General features: G+C 65.6%; 3 protein-coding genes. All 3 read left to right on the plus strand.

Going from position 1 to position 3,532, the window contains the following annotated elements; genetic code table 11:
• The first annotated feature begins 171 nt into the window (after window positions 1–171).
• Window positions 172–855, plus strand: a complete 684-nt coding sequence (gene tmk / locus DXD48_RS07845; protein ID WP_117564738.1) for a dTMP kinase — start codon at window positions 172–174, stop codon at window positions 853–855.
• Between the two features lies 1 nt (window position 856).
• Window positions 857–1,984: an ATP-binding protein gene (locus DXD48_RS07850; protein WP_117564739.1), complete on the plus strand. Its 1,128-nt coding sequence runs from the start codon at window positions 857–859 to the stop codon at window positions 1,982–1,984.
• The coding region (locus tag DXD48_RS07855; protein ID WP_117564768.1) for a regulatory iron-sulfur-containing complex subunit RicT at window positions 1,975–3,532 on the plus strand (1,558 nt) is incomplete at its 3' end. The genes DXD48_RS07850 and DXD48_RS07855, both read left to right, overlap by 10 nt.

Raw genomic sequence — 3,532 nt, forward strand, 5'->3', positions numbered from 1 at the left:
GGGCTCTCAATGTTTTTATGTCCTGCTCATATCGTCTCTGCCGGCAGTTTAGGATCGTCCCTAACTGCCGCCCTAATGACTAGGTTCGATTTGGGGTGCGCCGGACGCTGGGGTATCATGGCTTGGTTGATATATCTGCATTTACGCGCCTTGTAGGAAGGGGCTGCGCCCATGGCTTTTGAGCCTGCTCAACATAGCTTTATCACGCTCGAGGGCGTCGACGGTGCCGGCAAGTCCACGCAGGCGCGCCTGCTTGCCCGCGCGCTCGAGCTCGCTGGCCACCAGGTTGTGAGCCTGCGCGAACCGGGCGGCACCGCCATCAGCGAAAAGATCCGCGCCCTGCTGCTCGACCCCGCCAATATGGCGATGGGCGACACCTGCGAGTTGCTGCTCTACGAGGCTGCGCGTGCCCAGCTGGTGCACGAGGTCATAGCCCCCGCCCTTGCGGCCGGCAAGGTGGTCCTGTGCGATCGCTTCTACGATTCCACGACCTGCTACCAGGCGTTTGCCGATGGCCTCGATCGCCAGATAGTGCGCGACGCCAACAACCTGGCCGTCGCGGGTACGCACCCGGCGCTCACACTCGTCTATCACATCACGCCCGAGCAGGCGGCGCTGCGCATGGCAGCCCGTGGTGCGGCAGATCGCATGGAGGCAAAAGGCATGGCATTCCAGGAGCGTGTCTACCAGGGCTTTTGCGCAATTGCTGCCGAGGAGCCAGACCGCGTAAAGCTCATCGACGCCACTACGACCGTCGAGGAAGTCTTCGAGAAGACGGTCGAGCAGGTTCGCGCGTACGGTCTCGACATTCCGCAGGAAGCCGTCGCCGCCGCGCTTGCCAAGGAGGCCGAGTAACATGGCCCCCGCTCAGGCAAGCCTGCTGGCCAAGCTCGACACCCAAGAGCGCGTGCGCGACTTTTTGACCAATGCCGTCGCTAGCGGTCGCGCATCGCACGCCTACCTGTTTTTGGGCGCGCCCGGCGCGGGCAAGCTCGACGCCGCGTGGGCGCTCGCCCAAGCCTTCCTGTGCGAGCAGGATGGCTGCGGCTCATGCGATAGCTGCGTGCGCGTCGCCCGCCATACGCACCCCGACGTGCACTATTACACGCCCGAGAGCGCCACGGGTTACCTCATTGCCCAGACCCGCGAGCTGCTCGATGACGTGCCACTGGCGCCCATCCGTGCCAAGGCCAAGGTCTACATCATCGACCGTGCCGAGCAACTGCGTGCCAACACCGCCAACGCACTGCTCAAAACGCTCGAGGAGCCGCCCGAGGGCGTTATGTTTATCTTGCTGGGCACCTCGGCCGACGTGATGCTGCCCACTATCGTGAGTCGTTGCCAGTGCGTGCCGTTTCGGCTGGTATCGCCCGCCGTCGCCGCGCAGGCCGTGAGCCGCGCCACCGGTCAGGACCCTGCGCGTTGCCGCATGGCGGTCGCCGTGGCGGGAAGCCCCACACGCGGCATCGAGTTTCTTAAGAGCGCCGAGCGCCAGGACGCCCGCCGTCAGATGGTCCGTGCCATCGACTCGCTCATTGCCGCCGACGAGGCCGACGTGCTCAGCCGCGCCAAGTCACTCATCGTCGCCGTCAAGGCGCCGCTCGCCGAGGTCAAGTCCACGCAGGAAAAGGTGCTCGAGCAAAATGCCGACTACCTGTCGCGTGGAGCATTGAAGCAGCTTGAGGACCGCAACAAGCGCGAACTCAACGCGCGCGAGCGTTCGGGTATCATGGAAGCGCTGGCGAGCGCGCGGACGCTCATGCGCGACGTGCTGCTGACGCTTCAGGATGAGGCGGCCGACGTCGTGAACGAGGATGTGCGCGACACGATCGGTCGGCTTGCCGCCGCGACCAATGTTGCGGGTGCCACCCAGGTGCTCGAGGCGGTCGCAACCGCCGAGCGCAACATCGCCAGAAACGTTACTCCCCAGCTGGCCATCGAGGTCATGCTGTTCGATATCAGGAAGGCACTGAAATGCCGTTAGTCGTACCCGTTAAGTTTACCTACGCCTCGCGCGACCTGTGGTTCGACCCGCAGGATCTGGATATCCTCGAGGCCGATTATGCTATCTGCTCCACCGAGCGCGGAACCGAGATCGGCTTGGTCACGGCCGATCCCTTCGAGGTGCCGCAGGACGAGATCGGCCAGCCGCTCAAGCCCGTGCTGCGCGTGGCGAGCGACATCGACCTGCAGCTTGCCGATGATCTGGCCATCCAAGGCGACGAGGCCATGGTCGATTTCCGTCGCCTGGTCAAGGAGCTCGACCTCGAGATGAAGCCGGTCGGCGTCGAGTACCTGTTTGGCGGCGAGAAGGCCGTGTTCTACTTTGCGGCCGAGGAGCGCGTCGATTTTCGTCAGCTCGTCAAGGATCTGTCCTCGACGCTGCACATTCGCGTCGACATGCGCCAGATCGGCGTGCGCGACGAGACTCGCCTGGTGGGCGGCTATGCCCAGTGCGGCCAGGAGCTCTGCTGCACGCGCTTTGGCGGACAGTTTGAGCCCGTCTCGATCCGCATGGCAAAAGAGCAGGACCTGCCGCTCAATTCCTCCAAGATCAGCGGCGTTTGCGGCCGCCTGATGTGCTGCCTGCGCTATGAGTTCGAAGCGTACAAGGACTTTAAGAGCCGTGCGCCCAAAAAGAAGACGCTCATCGATACGCCGCTCGGCAAGGCGCGTATTCAGGAATATGACACGCCGCGTGAGCAGCTGGTGCTGCGCCTGGAGAACGGCAAGGTCTTTAAGGTCAACCTGGCCGATATGACCTGCTCGGAGGGCTGCAAAAAGAAGGCCGCCGAGCAGGGCTGCAACTGCCGCCCCGACTGCGTGACGCGCGACGTGCTCGAGCGCATCGAGTCGCCCGAGATGCGCCTGGCGCTCATGGAGCTCGACCGCGAGAACGGCGTCGACGTGGGCGATGGCCTGTCGAGCGCCGACCGTCTTGCTGGCACGTCGATGCCCAAGCGCCGTCGTCGCGATGCTGAATCCGATGCTCGCGCCGGTCAGGGGCAGGGCGAGGGCCGTGGCCGCGGAAAGGGCCGTGGCAATGCCGCAACGCCCGAGGCCGAGGAGGCCGCTGGTGGCCGTCGTCGTCGCAAGCGCGCGGGCTCGGGTGATGCTACCGAGGCTGCGGCCGCGGGCAAGAACGTTTCCCGCGAGCGCGAGGCTCAACAGCCCCAGCAGCAAAACCGCGGCGGTGGCATGAACCCCACGCGCCGTCGCCGCCGTCACCTGTCGAGCGAGGAGCGCGAGGATGCCTTCCGCGCTGCAGCTGCTCGCGAGGCTGGTGCCGCTTCCAAGGGTCCCTCGGCCTCCGATGCGCCTGCCGACAAGGGCGGCAAGTCACGTGGCGAGGAGGAGCGCGCCCCGCGTCCGCGCCGTCGCCATTCCTCGGGCGCGCAGCAGAAGCCCTCAGTGCCCTCCGTGGCCGATCAGGTCTCGGATGGCGAGGTCAAGGTCACGCGCCGGCGTCCCGGAGATGGCGGGGGAGCGGCTGCCAAGGCTTCGCGTGGCGCGGCTCGCGACGAGCGCGAGC

The organism is Collinsella sp. TM05-37, from assembly GCF_003436455.1.
Classification (GTDB): Bacteria; Actinomycetota; Coriobacteriia; order Coriobacteriales; family Coriobacteriaceae; genus Collinsella.

Coding starts and splice junctions, on each gene's coding strand:
- tmk (WP_117564738.1), top strand. CDS start 172: ATGGCTTTTGAGCCTGCTCAACATAGCTTTATCACGCTCGAGGGCGTC.
- DXD48_RS07850 (WP_117564739.1), top strand. CDS start 857: ATGGCCCCCGCTCAGGCAAGCCTGCTGGCCAAGCTCGACACCCAAGAG.